This is a genomic window from Streptomyces liliiviolaceus, from assembly GCF_018070025.1.
GTDB classification, from domain to species: domain Bacteria; phylum Actinomycetota; class Actinomycetes; order Streptomycetales; family Streptomycetaceae; genus Streptomyces; species Streptomyces liliiviolaceus.
In genome coordinates, this window is the sequence record NZ_JAGPYQ010000001.1 from 7,449,387 (window position 1) to 7,466,084 (window position 16,698).

At 69.7% G+C, this 16,698-nt stretch carries 9 protein-coding genes; 3 read left to right on the forward strand and 6 right to left on the reverse strand.

Translation table 11 applies throughout. The features are described from left to right. The first annotated feature begins 323 nt into the window (after positions 1 to 323). Positions 324 to 4,163, forward strand: coding sequence for a GH92 family glycosyl hydrolase (locus J8N05_RS31835; protein ID WP_210888930.1), 3,840 nt, complete (start codon positions 324 to 326; stop codon positions 4,161 to 4,163). Between the two features lie 36 nt (positions 4,164 to 4,199). Here J8N05_RS31835 and J8N05_RS31840 read toward each other — a convergent pair whose 3' ends face one another. The 6 genes from J8N05_RS31840 to acnA all read right to left on the reverse strand — a co-directional run bounded on the left by J8N05_RS31840 (position 4,200) and on the right by acnA (position 14,328). After that, positions 4,200 to 5,561 carry a DUF11 domain-containing protein gene (locus J8N05_RS31840; RefSeq protein WP_247706586.1) on the reverse strand — a complete coding sequence of 454 codons (1,362 nt, stop codon included), beginning with the start codon at positions 5,559 to 5,561 and terminating at the stop codon, positions 4,200 to 4,202. A gap of 268 nt (positions 5,562 to 5,829) precedes the next feature. Further along, positions 5,830 to 6,954 carry a lytic polysaccharide monooxygenase auxiliary activity family 9 protein gene (locus tag J8N05_RS31845; protein WP_210888931.1) on the reverse strand — a complete coding sequence of 375 codons (1,125 nt, stop codon included), beginning with the start codon at positions 6,952 to 6,954 and terminating at the stop codon, positions 5,830 to 5,832. Between the two features lie 256 nt (positions 6,955 to 7,210). Then, positions 7,211 to 8,572, reverse strand: coding sequence for a DUF3500 domain-containing protein (locus tag J8N05_RS31850; RefSeq protein ID WP_210888932.1), 1,362 nt, complete (start codon positions 8,570 to 8,572; stop codon positions 7,211 to 7,213). Between the two features lie 484 nt (positions 8,573 to 9,056). Further along, positions 9,057 to 10,601: a sensor histidine kinase gene (locus tag J8N05_RS31855; RefSeq protein ID WP_210888934.1), complete on the reverse strand. Its 1,545-nt coding sequence runs from the start codon at positions 10,599 to 10,601 to the stop codon at positions 9,057 to 9,059. Continuing rightward, positions 10,598 to 11,314: a response regulator transcription factor gene (locus J8N05_RS31860; protein ID WP_210888936.1), complete on the reverse strand. Its 717-nt coding sequence runs from the start codon at positions 11,312 to 11,314 to the stop codon at positions 10,598 to 10,600. Before J8N05_RS31860 ends, J8N05_RS31855 begins: the two co-directional genes overlap by 4 nt. Positions 11,315 to 11,613: 299 nt before the next feature. Continuing rightward, on the reverse strand, positions 11,614 to 14,328 hold the full coding sequence (gene acnA, locus J8N05_RS31865) for an aconitate hydratase AcnA (protein WP_282108179.1): 2,715 nt from the start codon (positions 14,326 to 14,328) through the stop codon (positions 11,614 to 11,616). A gap of 383 nt (positions 14,329 to 14,711) precedes the next feature. On the opposite strand from acnA, the gene J8N05_RS31870 reads away from it, so the two are divergent. After that, entirely contained in the window at positions 14,712 to 14,909 is a 198-nt protein-coding gene (locus tag J8N05_RS31870; RefSeq protein ID WP_210888939.1) for a DUF4236 domain-containing protein, read from the forward strand. A 63-nt stretch (positions 14,910 to 14,972) separates the two neighbouring features. Next, positions 14,973 to 16,502 (forward strand): helix-turn-helix domain-containing protein, encoded by a 1,530-nt coding sequence (locus tag J8N05_RS31875; protein ID WP_210888940.1) that lies wholly within the window; start codon positions 14,973 to 14,975, stop codon positions 16,500 to 16,502. Positions 16,503 to 16,698: the final 196 nt, after the last annotated feature.

Genomic DNA, 16,698 nt, shown 5'->3' on the forward strand with positions numbered 1-16,698 from the left:
GACGCCGACAGGTATAGTCCACTTCCCGCCAACGGAGCAAGATCGAATGCACAGTTGGCCGACACTCTTTCCCGAAGTGAGACCTCGCGGAAATATGAGCTGCCCGCAGGCTTGTCACACAGCGGGTGATCAGGCAACGATCAGTGCCCGAACAGGTAGCCGACAGGCCGGCCCACGAGGGGCCGTCGAGTCGGCTGTCGGGGGTACCCCCGTACGCCACATACAACACCCTTGACATCAATGGTCACTTGACTCCCTACTGGACCTGCGCAGCGAATTTGACAACGTTGTCCAGGCGCACGTGACAGGGAGGGTGCTGGCGCATGCACCACAGATCTCGGCAAGGGTCTCCGTACAGATCCCGGCTCGGAACGAGGCACGGGTGGGGTTCCACGGCGGTCCTCGGGGCCGCCGCCTTCGCACTGGTGGTGGCCTCGCAGGGCGCCGCCGTAGCCCGTCCCGGTGAAGCGGCGGCGGCTGATCGGGAGTTCGCCTCCTCCTTCGAGACGGGTGAACCCGCACCCGACTGGCTCAACACGGTCGACATCTCGGCGGACGGCACCAAGCGCGCCTCGGGGGTCGACGGCGGTTTCAGCAGCGGCATCCCCGGCAATGTGACGGACCACGTCACGGAGGTCCGCGCGAGCGCCGAGAACACCGGCGGGGGCGAGGTGAAGGAGAACCTCACCGATGTCGAGCCCAGCACCAAGTGGCTGACCTTCGCGCCCACCGGCTGGGTGGAGTTCGATCTGGACGCCCCCGTCAAACTGCTGTCGTACGCGCTCACGTCGGCCAACGACCACGACGAGCGCGACCCCGTCGACTGGACCTTCCAGGGCTCCACGGACGGCAAGGACTGGAAGACCCTCGACACCCGGACCGGTGAGTCCTTCGCCGAGCGGTTCCAGACGAAGACGTACAAGCTCGGCGAACCGGCCGAGTACGCGCACTTCCGGCTCGACATCACCAAGAACAAGGGCGCCTCGGACGCCCTGCAGCTCGCCGACGTGCAGTTCTCCACGGGCGACGAGGAGGAGCCCACGCCCAAGGACATGCTGTCCCTCGTGGACCGCGGTCCGAGCGGCTCCCCGACGGCCAAGGCGGGCGCGGGCTTCACCGGCAAGAAGGCGCTGCGGTACGCGGGCACCCACCAGGCGGACGGCCGCGCCTACTCGTACAACAAGGTCTTCGACGTGAACGTGGCCGTCGGCCGCGACACCGAGCTGGCGTACCGGATCTTCCCGTCGATGGCGGACGGCGACCGGGACTACGACGCCACGAACGTGTCGGTCGACCTCGCCTTCACGGACGGCACCTACCTCAGCGACCTGCGCGCCCAGGACCAGCACGGGTTCGCGCTGACACCGCAGGGCCAGGGCGCCTCGAAGGTGCTGTACGTCAACCAGTGGAACAACGTCACCTCACGGATCGGCTCGGTCGCGGCCGGCCGGACCGTCGACCGCATCCTGCTCGCGTACGACTCCCCGAAGGGGCCCGCCAAGTTCCGCGGCTGGCTGGACGACGTCAAGCTGAGCGTGCAGAAGCCCGGGAAGCCGAAGGCGCATCTCTCGGACTACGCGTCGACCACCCGCGGCACCAACTCCAGCGGCGGCTTCTCGCGCGGCAACAACTTCCCGGCCACGGCCGTGCCGCACGGTTTCAACTTCTGGACCCCGGTGACGAACGCGGGTTCGCTGAGCTGGCTGTACGACTACGCGCGCTCCAACAACGCGGACAACCTGCCGACCGTCCAGGCGTTCAGCGCGAGCCACGAGCCGAGCCCCTGGATGGGCGACCGGCAGACCTTCCAGGTGATGCCGTCGGCCGCGTCCGGCACCCCGGAGACGGGCCGCACCGCCCGCGCGCTGCCCTTCAAGCACGAGAACGAGACGGCGCGCCCGTACTACTACGGTGTGACGTTCGAGAACGGGCTGAAGACGGAGATGACGCCGACGGACCACGCGGCGGCCCTGCGCTTCACCTTCCCCGGTGACGACGCGAACGTCCTCTTCGACAACGTCACGGACCAGGCGGGCCTGACCCTCGACAAGGAGAGCGGCACCTTCACCGGCTACTCGGACGTCAAGTCCGGGCTGTCGACGGGCGCCACCCGCCTCTTCGTGTACGGGACCTTCGACGCGCCCGTCACCGAGGGAAGCTCCTCGGGGGTCAAGGGCTATCTGAAGTTCAAGCCCGGCGCCGACCGCACGGTGACCCTGCGCATCGCCACCTCGCTCATCAGCATCGACCAGGCGAAGGACAACCTCCGCCAGGAGATCCCGGACGGCACGTCCTTCGACAAGGTCAAGTCGCGCGCCCAGCAGGCGTGGGACAAGATCCTGGGCAAGGTCGAGGTCGAGGGCGCGACCCCCGACCAGCTGACGACGCTGTACTCCAGCCTCTACCGGCTGTACCTGTACCCGAACTCCGGCTTCGAGAAGGTCGGCGGCAAGTACCAGTACGCCTCGCCGTTCTCGGCGATGCCCGGCCCGGACACCCCGACGCACACCGGCGCGAAGATCGTCGACGGCAAGGTGTACGTCAACAACGGCTTCTGGGACACCTACCGCACGACGTGGCCCGCCTACTCGCTGCTGACGCCCGGCCAGGCCGGTGAGATGGTCGACGGCTTCGTGCAGCAGTACAAGGACGGCGGCTGGACCTCGCGCTGGTCCTCGCCCGGCTACGCGGACCTGATGACCGGCACGTCCTCCGACGTGGCGTTCGCGGACGCGTACGTCAAGGGCGTCGACTTCGACGCGGAGTCGGCGTACGACGCGGCCGTGAAGAACGCGACCGTCGTGCCGCCCTCCTCGGGTGTGGGCCGCAAGGGCATGACCACCTCGCCCTTCATCGGCTACACGAGCACCGACACCCATGAGGGCCTGTCGTGGGCGCTGGAGGGCTACCTCAACGACTACGGCATCTCGAAGATGGGCGAGGCGCTCTACAAGAAGACCGGCAAGAAGAAGTACAAGGAGGAGGCCGCGTACTTCCTCAACCGCGCCCAGGACTACGTCAACCTCTTCGACCCGAAGGCCGGCTTCTTCCAGGGCCGGGACGCCAAGGGCGACTGGCGGGTGGCCTCCGACAAGTACGACCCGCGCGTGTGGGGCTACGACTACACGGAGACCAACGGCTACGGGTACGCGTTCACCGCGCCGCAGGACTCGCGCGGGCTGGCCAACCTCTACGGCGGCCGGTCGGGCCTCGCGGAGAAGCTGGACACGTACTTCGGCACCCCGGAGACCGCCGGACCCGAGTTCGTCGGCTCGTACGGGGGCGTCATCCACGAGATGACCGAGGCCCGCGACGTCCGCATGGGCATGTACGGGCACTCCAACCAGGTGGCCCACCACGTCAACTACATGTACGACGCGGCCGGCCAGCCCTGGAAGACCCAGAAGAACGTGCGTGAGGTCCTCTCGCGGCTCTACACGGGCAGCGAGATCGGCCAGGGCTACCACGGCGACGAGGACAACGGCGAGCAGTCGGCCTGGTACCTCTTCTCCTCGCTCGGCTTCTACCCGCTGGTCATGGGCAGCGGCGAGTACGCCGTCGGCTCACCGCTGTTCACCAAGGCGACCGTGCACCTGGAGAACGGCCGGGACCTCGTCGTGAAGGCCCCGAAGAACAGCGCGAAGAACGTCTACGTGCAGGGCCTGAAGGTCAACGGCAAGAAGTGGACGTCGACCTCGCTGCCGCACTCGGTGATCTCGCGCGGCGCGGTGATCGAGTTCGACATGGGGTCGAAGCCGTCCTCGTGGGGCACCGGCAAGAACGCGGCGCCCGTGTCGATCACGCAGGACGACAAGGTGCCGGCTCCCCGGACCGACGCCGTCAAGGGCGAGGGCCCGCTGTTCGACAACACGTCGGGCACGAGTGCCACCGTCACGTCCGCGGACCTGCCGACCGCCGACCCGGTCAAGGCCGTGCAGTACACGCTGACGTCGGCCGACGGGGCCAAGGCCCCCAAGGGCTGGGTCCTGCAGGGCTCGTCCGACGGCACCACGTGGAAGGACCTCGACAAGCGGTCCGGGCAGTCCTTCGCCTGGGACAAGCAGACGCGGGCCTTCTCGGTGGCGGCACCGGGCACGTACGCGAAGTACCGCCTGGTCCTCGACGGTGAGGCGACGCTGGCGGAGGTGGAACTGCTGGGCTGACCCGGCCCGGCCCGCATCACCCGCACACGGCATCGGTTACGGCAGGACGGTAACCGGTGCCGTGTCGTTGGCGGGGTCGGGGTCGCGGCGGTCGGTGCCGGTGGCGTCGATCACCCGTACGCTGCCCTCGCCCGGTCCGTCGAGACGGAACGTGAAGTCGAAGGTGCTCGACTCCCCCGCTTCGAGCCCGCTCCGCACGGGGCAGGAATATGTGCCCTTCTCCAGCTCGCAGGAGGGCTGGTACACGTCCTCGTCGATGGCCTCCTCAGGCTGCTCGACCACGGTGGCGCCCGGTGGCGGGGTGAACAGCAGCCGGGTGGTGCCGGGGTCGGCGGGCCCGTTGTTGCGGACCTTCAGGTGCGCGGTGTGCTCGGAGCGCTCGCTGCTCAGCTCGACACCGACCTCGAAGTCGGCGTAGGTGTCCACCCGCACCGCGCTGTCCACGTCGCCGCCCGCGAAGGTCCCCTTCAGATCGGCGCCCCTGGCGGTCCCCGCCGTCAGCCGCGGGCCGTCGCCGGGCTCGCCGCCCTCGGGTACGGTGCTGTCCTTCGCGGGGCCCATGTCCAAAGCCCATGCTTGCCGGCCGAAGGACGTGCGCATCTGTGTGTCGGCCACCTCCAGCCGCAGGACCGGGTCGAGGGTGACCGCCTCCCCGGGCGGTATGCGCAGGTCGGGGAACTCGCACACCGCGAGGGAGGGACGCGACCCCGAATAACGGCAGTTGCGGTACAGGCTCTTGAAACCCAGGCCCTCGGCGACGGCGAGTTCCAGGCCGACGCCCCGCACGGGCACCTCCCCGGCGTTGCGGACCACCAGCGGCGTGCTGAGGACGGAGCCGGGTGCGACGTCCTCGAACACCTTCGTCGTGCGCACCTGCACGACGGGCTCGCCGACGACGACCCGGGTGCGGGCGGTGAGCGTCTTCCCCTTCGGAGTGGTGAACCGGAACCGGACCTTCGCGCTGTCGCCGGGCCGGCCGTCCGGGGCCGCGTACGGATAGACGCGGTCCAGGTCGGACCAGCTGTCGTACGCACCGCTCACCTTGCAGACGACCCGGGTGTCGGTCCCGGAGCACCTGGGGTTCTTCTTGCGGATCTTCGAGGTCTTGAGCCGTACGGTCCGGCCGGACCCGGTGACGTCCACGATGAGCCGGTGGTCCTGCGCCTCGTAACCGCTCCTGGACGTCACGTCCTCGGCCCGGACATGGAAGGGCACCTTCCTCTCGGGCCCGGAGTCGTCGCCGTGCGGCCGGAGATAGAACAGGTCCGGCACCTCGATCGACGACTTCTTCCCGGTGTCCATGACACTGCCGCAGCCGGTCAGTCCGCCCAGCGACAGCAGCATCACCAGCGCCAGGCAGACGGCAGCCGGGCGCCGTACCGTGTCCCGCTCGTTCATGAGCCCTCCCGCCGGAGACCGTACCAACCTCAGAAGTGGCTCAAGATTCCAACTGCGTTGGCTGCGTGCTCCGTTGGGGAGGTAGAGTCGTTTTCGGACCAGCGGACAACGTTGTCGCGTCCGTGGCCCGCACGACCTCATCCCCTCCGGCCAGGCATTCCCCCGACCTGCCCGGCTCGCGGACCCGGTGGATTACGGCCACCGGGTCCGCCCAGAGCAGCCCGGGAGGACCCCGCCCCGGAGCAGCCGGGGCAGGTCCCCGATCACCTCAGCCCGGTCGGCACGGCAGGGCGGTCGCCGTATCACCTCCGGAGCCCTGGACGACGTAACCGAACGTGGTGCTCTCGCCCGGATCGAGCGACCCGTTCCAGTCGGCGTTGTGGACCATCACGTCCTGACCGCTGTACGTGGCGTTGCCGCTCCAGAGACTGGCCACGGACTGCCCGGCCGGCAGCGACCAGTCGACCATCCAGCCGAGCAGCGGCACGTCCCCGCTGTTGGTGACGGTCACCTCGGACTGGTAGCCGCCGGACCAGCTGCCAGTCGTACGGCGGGCGGCGGAGCAGGCGCCGGCCGGGGGCTCGGTCGGGTTGCCCGGGTCGTGGATGCCCGTCACCTCTCCGTTGCCGCCGTCGAAGACGATGTCGGAGCAGGAGTAGAAGGTCTCCGCGCTGTCCGAGCGCTGCCAGACCATGTAGACGAGGTGGCGGCCCGACTTGCCCGCCGGAAGCCGCCCGGACCAGGAGTAGTTGGCCTCGACCGTGCCCGGGGAGCCGTTCAGCGGCGGGTGGTCGACGCTCAGGAACGGCTGTGCCTCCATGTCGTTCCAGGTGAGCGGCTTGGTCGGGTCGTAGCCGTCCTTGGTGAGGTAGACATAGAACCAACCCGGGTGCGCGGCCCAGGCGTTGTAGGAGAAGTCGACGGTCGCGCCCGAGGTGAGATGGGTGAGCGGCCAGTCGGCGCTCGGGGTGTTGAAGCCGGTGAAGTTGGTGTTGCCGCCGCTGCACAGTTCGCCGTCGGGCACGAAGCCTCGGGTCCGGCCGGCTCCGTCGGAGCGCAGCACCGAGAACCAGTTGTAGAACGGCGTCGTGCCGCTGACCTGCTGGGCCGCCTTGCAGGCCGGGTTGATCGGCTTGATCTCACCGGTGTCGGTGAGCGCGTCCTGCCAGCACAGGAAGGTGCGGCTCGCGGGCTTCATCGGGGTGCCGTGGGCCTCGGCCTCGCCGCCCGCCGAGACGACCAGGCCGAGGGCCGGGACCGTGACGACCAGGGCCAGCAGGATGAGGAGGAAGGCTCTGCCGCGGGCGGGCAGCGGGAAGCCGCGGAGCGGTGAGGGGCGTGGAGGGCGTGGGGGGCGCTCGGGTGGTGGGGCCGGAGTGGTTGTCAGGCGCATGACAGTGCTGACCATCCCTTCGTTCACAGGCCGTGTGGGGTGCGCGTGGTGTACGTGCGGGATGTATGGGGTGGGGGCGGTCCCGGGGCGGGTTCCGGTCCACCCCTGGGTGGGAGCGCTCCCACCCCACGTGCTGTCGAAGCTAGCGCGGCGCGATGCACATGTAAACGGCTGACGCGTGAGGGCCGCACCCGGACGGGTGCGGCCCTCACGATGACGGGTGACTCCAAGACGCCCAGGGGGCGTCGGAGGTGGCTCAGCGGTGGTGGGGGGACGTCAGGTAGTGCTGTCGCAGGAGCTCCTTCCCGTAGTCGTTGCCGTTCGGGGTGCGGATGACGGAGTGGACGTGCATCTGGGTGGCGCCGCTGCCCTGCGAGGCGCCGTACGCGCCCGCGAGCGGGCCGGGGGCCTGGCAGTCGACCTCGACCCAGACGACCGGGCTGTGCACCCGGACGTAGAAGGCCGAGTCGTCCGCGATGCCGCCCGCCCAGGTGACGTAGGTGTCGTTCAGGTGGGCCCGCACCTCGGCCAGCCGGGCTTTGGCGACATCGGCCTTGGCCCGGCCGGCGAAGGCCTCGACGATGCCGAGGAGCTTGGACTTCTGGGCGGCGGTGAGGGCCGTGCCGCGGATGCCGGTGTACTCCTGGACGGCGTTGTCGGCGAAGGCGCCGGCCTTCATGGACTCGTTCGACTTGGTCGTGGACTCGACCGCGACCGTGCGCTGGGCCGCGGTGAGGGAGTTGATGAAGGCGAGGCTCGCCCTCACCTCCTCCTTGCACACGGAGACGGTCGTGCCGTCGATCTCGATCTCGGTCGGCTCCGAGCCCCAGAAACAGGGGCTCATGACGACCTGGCCGCCGAGCACGAAGTAGTTGACGACCAGGTGGTGCCCGTCGAACTGGAAGCCCCAGGGTTCGGTGGCGGACGGCGTGCCCAGCACCGTGTAGTAGAAGGCCTCCTCGTTGAAGGAGTCCGTGTTGCCGATCGCCTCCCCCGCCGCCTGGTTGATCCTGCGGATCTTCTCCGTGGTCTCCAGGCCGTCGGCGCTGAGCGCCGACTTCAGCAGGGCCTTGCCGAGGGCCTGCTGTTCGTCGGAGAGGTCGGCGATCGAGACGCCCTGGCGGTCGTAGGCGTCGACGTTGCTCCACAGCCGCCACTCGGTGGAGTGCACGGTGAACTGCGTCGCCGACTTCTGTGTGGCGCTCAGTCCGGCCAGGAAGGCGTCGGCCGCGGCGATCACCGGGGCGGTCGCGACGCCCTCGGAGTGGACCGTGAAGAGGTCGTCGATCTTCTTGCCGTCGGTGGTGAGGCCGAAGAAGTCCTCGGTGATGGACTGGTTGCCGGGGCTTCCGGCTCCGCCGGGGCCTCCGGTGGGGGTGCCGGTGGGGGCACCGGTGGGGGTGCCGCTCGGGGTGGCCGACGCGGTGGCATCGGTCTCGTCGGCGGCGAGGGCGGCCCAGGCGCCGGCGCCGCCCATCGTCGCGACGGCGGTGGCGCCGCTGGCGAAGAACACCTTGCGCATGAAGTTCCGGCGGCTCGCGTGGGCCTGACGCCCTGTCTGCGGCGCCTGTGCCGCGGACGCTTGCGCCGCGGGCTCCTCGGTGTCGGGCTCGGTCATCGCGACGGGCTCCTTCTTCGCCGTGGACCGCCCCCTTGCGGACGGCCGCGCGAGACGACTGTGCGACAACAACCTGAGGCTTGGCTGAAGTGGGGGGGTGAGGGTCGTCGGGTTGGGTGCGGGTGCGTTGTGGCTGGCCGCGCAGTTCCCCGCGCCCCTTAAGGGCGAAAGACAAAAGACTGCGCAGTTCCCCGCGCCCCTGAGGGGCAAAGGCCGGGGCGCAGCCCCGCCTTTGAGGGGCGCGGGGAACTGCGCGGCCAACCCCCACGGACCCGCACAGGACACACGACCCGCAGACCCCACCCCCAAGGGGCGCGGGGAACTGCGCGACCAGCCCCCACGCACCCGCACAAAACGCACGGCCCGCGGGCCCCGCCCCTAAGGGGCGCGAGGAACTGCGCGGCCAGCCCCCACGCACCCGCACACGGCTTCCGGCCCGCGGGCTCTGCCCCCACCCCGGGGAGGACCCCGTCCTGGTCGGTGGTCAGCCGGCGTCCGGGCGTGGTGTGCCCGTGGCCAGCGCCGGCCGAGCAGTCGCCGAGGGTGCTTCCAGGAGCGCAGGGGACGGCGGCAGCGTGAGCGTGAACTCCGTCCGACCCGGCGCGCTCTGCACGTCTATGTGGCCACTGTGGGCAGTCGCGATGGCCGCGACAATGGCGAGGCCCAGGCCTGAGCCACCGTCGGCGGGGGCGTTCCGGGACCGGGACACGTCACCCCGCGTGAAGCGTTCGAAGACCGCGGGCAGCAGATGCGCCGGGATACCGGGCCCGTCGTCGCGGACACGGATCACACAGTGGGCCTCCGTGGCCTCCACCGAGGCGACGACCGTCGTGCCGGCAGGCGTGTGCACCCGCGCGTTGGCCAACAGGTTGGCCACCACCTGGTGGAGGCGGGCCTCGTCGCCGAGGACGAGCGCCGGGGTGTCGAGGAGCAGCGCCAGCTGCCAGTCGTGACCGTCGCCCGCCGCCCGCGCGTCCCACACCGCCTCGGCGACCAGCGCCGCGAGGTCGACCTCGGACGACTGGAGCGGGCGCCCCTCGTCGAGCCGGGCGAGCAGCAGCAGGTCCTCCACGAGGCCCGTCATACGCGCGGACTCGGCGGAGACCCGCCGCCAGGCCAGCGTGGGCTCGATCCGCTGGGTCCCGCGGTTCATCAGTTCCGCGTATCCGGCGATGGACGCGAGCGGCGTACGGAGTTCATGGCTGGCGTCCGCGAGGAAGCGGCGCATGCGTTCCTCGCTGCGCTGGCGTTCGGCGAGCGAGGACTCCACATGGTCGATCATGCGGTTGAGCGCGGCGCCGACCTGCCCGGCCTCGCTGCCGGGGTAGGTGTCCCGTTCGCGTACCCGGGTGAGGCCGGTGACCGCGCCCCGGCCCAGCGGGACGCGTGAGACCTCGACGGCGGTGGCGGCCACCCTGCCGAGCGGGCGCAGCTGACGGCGTATCACCACGGCGCAGACCATGCCCGCGGCGGCCAGGCCGAGTGCCCCCGCGACGGCCTCGATCAGGACCAGGCCACCGATCATGTCCTGTACGTCGTCCATCGGGAGCCCGGTGAGCACGGGGACGCCGTCGCCCGCGATGGCGGTCACTCGATAGGTGCCGAGGCCGGGGATGGTCCGGGTGTGCAGGGAGCCGTCGGTAGGGATGCCGTCCAGGGCCGCGCGCTGGGCGGCGGTGAGGGTCTGCTGCGTACCGTCGTCCGTGACGACCTGGGCCGCGATGACCTGTCCGGTCCCGGCCTCTGTCCTGTCGGCGTCGGCGTCGAAGCGGGCGGCCAGCGTGCCGACCGCCTGGCCGCGCTCGTTCAGGAAGCCGAGGTCCGTGTCGTCGCCCGTGCGGCGCTGCAGTCCGCCCTGGCTGCGCTCGGCGGCGTCGGTGACGCGCTCGTCGAGGTTGCCCATCAGGTAGGCGCGCTGGGCGAGGACGGTGGTGAGCGCCATCGCCGCGCAGACGACGACCAGGGTGACGCCGATGAAGAGCAGGAGACGGGTGCGCAGGGAGCGCCGCTCCGGCAGGCGCGGCCTCATCTGCCGTCCCCCGGCGGTCTGATGGCGTACCCGACGCCGCGTACGGTGTGGATCATCGGCGTCCGCCCTCTGTCGATCTTGCGGCGGAGGCTGGAGATGTAGACCTCGACGAGGTTCCCTCCGCCGTCGAAGCAACTGCTCCACACACGATCGAGGATCTGTGTCTTGCTCAGCACCTGGCGCGGGTGGCTCAGCAGCAGGCCGAGCAGGTCGAACTCCTTGGCGGTGAGCTGGATCCGCGTACCGTCGCGGTGCACCTCCCGGGTCTCCTCGGTCAGCACCAGGTCCCCGAGGGCGAGTACGGAAGCGCCGGACCTGGGGTCGGCGGCGCCGGAGCGCCGCAGCAGCGCGCGCAACCGCAGGACGACCTCCTCCAGGGAGAAGGGCTTCGTCACGTAGTCGTCGGCGCCGGAGGCGAGGCCGTCGATGCGGTGTTCCAGCGCGTCGCGCGCGGTGAGCATCAGGACAGGCAGCTTCGGGTTCTCCTGGCGCAGCCGACGCAGGACCTGGATGCCGTCCAGGTCGGGGAGCATTCCGTCGAGGACGACGGCGTGCGGGGCGCGGGCGCGGGCCACGCGCAGCGCGGAGTGTCCGTCCGGGGCCGGGTAGGGACGCCAGCCTGCCTCCGTGACGGCCACGGAGAGCAGTTCGGTCAGACCTGGCTCGTCGTCGACGATCAGTACGCGTACGGGCTCGCTCCGGGTGCCAGACATGTGGTGATCCTGTCCCATTCGCCTGGGAGCCCCCTGTGCAGGACCTGAGCCCGAGCCGTGCGTTCGCGCATCCGCTGCGGCCTCTGAAAAGTGCGGGCCCTTTGTGGCCGGCCGCGCAGTTCCCCGCGCCCCTGAAGGCTCGGCTGCGCCTTCGCCCCGATAGGGGCGCGGGGAACGGCGCAGTCTTTTGTCTTTCAGGGGCGCGGGGAACTGCGCAGTCTTTTAAAGGTGCGGCAAGAGCGGAGGGCCGCACCCCCCGTCCCGCGGGGGTGCGGCCCTCTGATGCCCTGCCGGAGCGCCTACTTGGCGATCAGGCTGCGCAGTACGTACTGCAGGATGCCGCCGTTGCGGTAGTAGTCGGCCTCACCGGGAGTGTCGATGCGGACGACCGCGTCGAACTCCACACCGGTGTCGGTGGTGACCTTGACCGTACGGGGCGTGGTGCCCTCGTTCAGCTCGGTGATGCCGGTGAAGGAGAAGGCCTCCTCGCCGGTCAGGCCGAGGGACTCGGCGGTCTGGCCCTCCGGGTACTGCAGCGGGATGACGCCCATGCCGATGAGGTTCGAGCGGTGGATGCGCTCGTACGACTCGGCGATGACGGCCTTGACGCCCAGGAGCGCGGTGCCCTTGGCGGCCCAGTCGCGGGACGAGCCGGAGCCGTACTCCTTGCCCGCCAGGATGGCCAGCGGGGTGCCCTGCTCGATGTAGTTGCGCGAGGCGTCGTAGATGAACGACACCGGGCCGTCCGCCTGGGTGAAGTCGCGGGTGTAGCCGCCCTCGGTGCCCGGCGCGATCTGGTTGCGCAGGCGGATGTTGGCGAACGTGCCGCGGATCATGACCTCGTGGTTGCCGCGGCGCGAGCCGTAGCTGTTGAAGTCACGGCGCTCCACACCGTGCTCGGTGAGGTACTTGCCCGCCGGGGTGTCGGCCTTGATGGCGCCGGCCGGGGAGATGTGGTCGGTGGTGACCGAGTCGCCCAGCTTGGCGAGCACGCGCGCGCCGGTGATGTCGGAGACCGGGCTGGTCTCCATCGTCATGCCCTCGAAGTACGGGGGCTTGCGCACGTAGGTGGACTGCGCGTCCCACTCGAAGGTGTTGCCGGTGGGGATCGACAGGGCCTGCCACTGGGCGTCGCCCGCGAAGACGTCCTGGTAGGACTTGTTGAACATGTCCTCGCCGATGGTGTTCGCCACCACGTCGTTGACCTCGGCCTCGGTCGGCCAGATGTCTTCGAGGAAGACCGGCTTGCCGTCCTGGTCGGTGCCGAGCGCGTCCTTGGTGATGTCCACCTTCATGGAGCCCGCGATGGCGTACGCGACGACCAGCGGCGGGGAGGCCAGGTAGTTCATCTTGACGTCGGGGTTGATCCGGCCCTCGAAGTTGCGGTTGCCGGAGAGGACCGAGGTGACCGCGAGGTCGTGCTCGTTGACCGCCTTGGAGACCTCCTCCGGCAGCGGGCCGGAGTTGCCGATGCAGGTGGTGCAGCCGTAGCCGACGAGGTTGAAGCCGATCTTGTCGAGGTAGGGGGTGAGCCCCGCCTTGTCGAAGTAGTCGGTGACGACCTTGGAGCCGGGCGCGAGGGTGGTCTTGACCCAGGGCTTGCGGGTCAGGCCCTTCTCCACGGCCTTCTTCGCGACGAGCGCGGCGGCGACCATGACGTACGGGTTCGAGGTGTTGGTGCACGAGGTGATCGCGGCGACGGTGACGGCGCCGTGGTCGATCTCGTACGTCGAGCCGTCGGCGGCGGTGACCGTGGTCGGGCGGGACGGTACGCCGTTGCTGCTGGCCGGGGCGTCGGAGGCCGGGAAGGACTCCTTGCCCGCCTCGTCGTCATCCTCGACGTAGTTGCGGACGTCCTGCGCGAACTTCTGCGCGGCGTTCGCGAGGACGATGCGGTCCTGCGGGCGCTTCGGGCCGGCGATCGAGGGGACGACCGACGCGAGGTCCAGCTCCAGCTTCTCGGAGAAGTCGGGCTCGGCGGCCGGGTCGAGCCAGAGGCCCTGCTCCTTGGCGTACGCCTCGACGAGCGCGACCTGCTGCTCGGAGCGGCCGGTGAGCTTGAGGTAGTTCAGGGTCTCGCCGTCGATCGGGAAGATCGCGGCGGTGGAGCCGAACTCCGGCGACATGTTGCCGATGGTGGCGCGGTTGGCGAGGCTCGTGGCCGCCACACCCTCGCCGTAGAACTCGACGAACTTGCCGACGACGCCGTGCTTGCGGAGCATCTCGGTGATCGTGAGCACGAGGTCGGTGGCGGTGGTGCCGGGCGTGAGCTCACCGGTCAGCTTGAAGCCGACGACGCGCGGGATGAGCATGGAGACCGGCTGGCCGAGCATCGCGGCCTCGGCCTCGATGCCGCCGACGCCCCAGCCGAGCACACCGAGGCCGTTGACCATGGTGGTGTGGGAGTCGGTGCCGACCAGCGTGTCGGGGTACGCCTGGCCGTTGCGGACCATGACCGTACGCGCCAGGTGCTCGATGTTGACCTGGTGGACGATGCCGGTGCCGGGCGGGACGACCTTGAACTCGTCGAAGGCGGTCTGGCCCCAGCGCAGGAACTGGTAGCGCTCCTTGTTGCGGCCGTACTCCAGCTCGACGTTCTGCGCGAACGCGTCGTTGCTGCCGAACTTGTCGGCGATGACGGAGTGGTCGATGACCAGCTCGGCCGGGGCCAGCGGGTTGATCTTCGCCGGGTCGCCGCCGAGCTCCTTCACGGCCTCGCGCATGGTGGCGAGGTCCACGACGCAGGGCACGCCGGTGAAGTCCTGCATGATCACGCGGGCCGGCGTGAACTGGATCTCCTGGCTGGGCTGGGCCTGCGAGTCCCATCCGCCGAGTGCGCGGATGTGGTCGGCGGTGATGTTCGCGCCGTCCTCGGTACGGAGCAGGTTCTCCAGCAGGACCTTGAGGCTGTACGGAAGGCGGGCCGAGCCTTCCACCTTGTCCAGCCGGAAGATCTCGTAGGACTCGTCGCCCACGCTGAGCGTGCTACGGGCGTCGAAGCTGTTCGCCGACACGACAGTCTCCTTCATTCATGTGCGCGTACCACCGCATCCTGCCGCCACGCCCTCTTGGCCGATCCGCTAAGGTCAGGCTAAGTTAGGTAACCCTTACCGGTCCCGGGCGGCTGCGGCACGCCTCGGCAGATATCTCGATGTCGAGATAACTCTAGTACATGACCGCGGGACGGTCATGCCCGGAGGGCGTGTGCCCCCTCCCGGCGGATTCAGTGACGCCCGGCCCGAGCCGTCCGGCAGGCGGCCCGGGCGGCCCGCCCGGGAAGCGGCCCGGCGCGGCCCCCCGCCCGAACCCGGCCCGGCCGCAAGGGCGTTCGGCGTACCGACCGGCATCCGGGGTACCTGGGAGCGGACGGCCAGTAAGGACGAGAAGGGGGCACACCATGCCGCTCACATTCCGCAAGAGCTTCCGGATCCTGCCCGGCGTACGGCTGAACATCAACAAGAAGTCGTGGTCCGTCACGACCGGCGGCAAGAAGGGCCCCAAGCACACGCACAGCAGCACGGGACGCCGGACGACCTCGATGGACCTCCCCGGCCCCTTCGGCTGGCGGCGCACCACCCGCGCCAAGCGCCACTGAGGCACCGTCACCCCATCGGACCCCTCCGGATGCGGCATCTCATATGTGAGATAGCCTGCCGTCATGGCAGACGACTACCTCGTACGCATCGGCAAGCTCATCCGTGACGCCCGTCAGCATCGGGGCTGGACACAGACGCAGCTCGCCGAGGCGCTCAGCACCAGCCAGAGCGCGGTGAACCGTATCGAGCGCGGCAATCAAAACATCAGCCTTGAGATGATCGCCCGAATCGGTGAAGCGCTGGACAGTGAGATCGTCTCGCTCGGCTACGCAGGCCCGATGCATCTCCGTGTCGTCGGCGGCCGCCGCCTCTCCGGCTCGATCGACGTCAAGACCAGCAAGAACGCGTGCGTGGCGCTGCTCTGCGCGACGCTCCTGAACAAGGGCCGCACGGTGCTGCGCCGCGTCGCGCGCATCGAGGAGGTGTACCGCCTTCTGGAGGTACTGGGCTCCATCGGCGTACGCACCCGGTGGATCAACGGTGGCGTGGACCTGGAGATCGTGCCTCCCGCCGAGCTGGACATGGCCGCCATCGACGAGACGGCGGCCCGCCGCACCCGCTCGATCATCATGTTCCTCGGCCCGCTGCTGCACCGCATGGACGGCTTCAAGCTGCCGTACGCGGGCGGCTGCGACCTCGGTACGCGCACGATCGAGCCGCACATGATCGCGCTGCGCCGGTTCGGCCTGGACATCGCGGCCACCGAGGGCATGTACCACGCGCGGGTGGACCGCACGGTGACCCCGGGCCGCCCCATCGTGCTGACCGAGCGCGGCGACACGGTGACGGAGAACGCGCTGCTGGCCGCCGCCCGCCACGACGGCACGACGGTCATCCGCAACGCGTCGTCGAACTACATGGTCCAGGACCTCTGCTTCTTCCTGGAGGCGCTGGGCGTGCGGGTGGAGGGCATCGGCACCACGACCCTCACCGTGCACGGCGTGCCGAACATCGACGTGGACGTGGACTACTCCCCCTCCGAGGACCCGGTCGAGGCGATGAGCCTGCTGGCCGCCGCGGTCGTCACGGAGTCCGAGCTGACCGTGCGCCGCGTGCCGATCGAGTTCCTGGAGATCGAGCTGGCGGTCCTGGAGGAGATGGGCCTCGACCACGACCGCACGGCGGAGTACTACGCCGACAACGGCCGTACGCGCCTGGTGGACCTGACCGTGCGCCCCTCGAAGCTCGAAGCCCCGATCGACAAGATCCACCCCATGCCCTTCCCGGGCCTGAACATCGACAACGTCCCGTTCTTCGCGGCGATCGCGGCCTCCGCGCAGGGCCAGACGCTGATCCACGACTGGGTCTACGACAACCGCGCGATCTACCTCACGGACCTGAACCGCCTCGGCGGCCGCCTCCAGCTCCTCGACCCGCACCGCGTCCTGGTCGAGGGTCCCACCCGCTGGCGCGCGGCGGAGATGATGTGCCCGCCGGCGCTGCGCCCCGCGGTGGTGGTCCTCCTCGCGATGATGGCGGCGGAGGGCACGTCCGTCCTGCGGAACGTGTACGTCATCAACCGCGGCTACGAGGATCTGGCGGAACGACTCAACTCGGTGGGAGCGCAGATCGAGATCTTCCGCGACATCTGACCGACGCACGGTGCCGCCCTGCCCTCTCCTGACCAGCTGTTCAGGAGAGGGCGGGGCAAATCCTCAACTCGCCGTCGTACAAGGCCTGATCGACCAGGCGTGCGTCAGCCACTAGATTCCCAGCCATGAGCCTGCTTCCGCGGTCGCCCGTCCCGTTCGAGGCGATCCGCAGCCCGTGCGGGCGACCGGTCGGCCC

Excerpts from the sequence above, each read along its gene's own strand:
- J8N05_RS31835 (WP_210888930.1), top strand. The coding sequence starts at position 324 with ATGCACCACAGATCTCGGCAAGGGTCTCCGTACAGATCCCGGCTCGGA.
- J8N05_RS31840 (WP_247706586.1), bottom strand. The coding sequence starts at position 5,561 with ATGAACGAGCGGGACACGGTACGGCGCCCGGCTGCCGTCTGCCTGGCG.
- J8N05_RS31845 (WP_210888931.1), bottom strand. The coding sequence starts at position 6,954 with ATGCGCCTGACAACCACTCCGGCCCCACCACCCGAGCGCCCCCCACGC.
- J8N05_RS31850 (WP_210888932.1), bottom strand. The coding sequence starts at position 8,572 with ATGACCGAGCCCGACACCGAGGAGCCCGCGGCGCAAGCGTCCGCGGCA.
- J8N05_RS31855 (WP_210888934.1), bottom strand. The coding sequence starts at position 10,601 with ATGAGGCCGCGCCTGCCGGAGCGGCGCTCCCTGCGCACCCGTCTCCTG.
- J8N05_RS31860 (WP_210888936.1), bottom strand. The coding sequence starts at position 11,314 with ATGTCTGGCACCCGGAGCGAGCCCGTACGCGTACTGATCGTCGACGAC.
- J8N05_RS31870 (WP_210888939.1), top strand. The coding sequence starts at position 14,712 with ATGCCGCTCACATTCCGCAAGAGCTTCCGGATCCTGCCCGGCGTACGG.
- J8N05_RS31875 (WP_210888940.1), top strand. The coding sequence starts at position 14,973 with ATGGCAGACGACTACCTCGTACGCATCGGCAAGCTCATCCGTGACGCC.